This is a genomic window from Shewanella electrica (assembly GCF_022321485.1).
GTDB lineage: Bacteria > Pseudomonadota > Gammaproteobacteria > Enterobacterales > Shewanellaceae > Shewanella > Shewanella electrica.
Window position 1 is genome coordinate 1 of the sequence record NZ_JAKOGG010000498.1, and the last position, 255, is coordinate 255.

The following is a 255-nucleotide window of genomic DNA, read 5'->3' on the forward strand; positions in this document are numbered from 1 at the left end:
TTGGGCTGGGATGACAGCTGGTGCCACTGCTGGTGATGTGACTAGCCATGGCGCTGCCATCTTCAAGTTAATGATGTTCGGTGTACCTGCTGCTATGATTTTGATTGGGACATTCATCTTCTTCAAGAAGGTTAAGTTGGATGAAAAGATGCATGCACAAATCGTTGATGAACTTGAAAAAACATGGTCAACTCACTTGGAAACCGATGAAACTCCTGCTGAAGTTGAAGCAGAAGCCGATGCCAAGACGACGGT

1 protein-coding gene is annotated in these 255 nt (G+C 45.9%); it reads left to right on the forward strand.

Translation table 11 applies throughout. From position 1 onward, the window contains the following. On the forward strand, positions 1-255 hold a 255-nt coding region (locus tag L9G74_RS21315), incomplete at both ends, for a hypothetical protein (protein ID WP_326521530.1).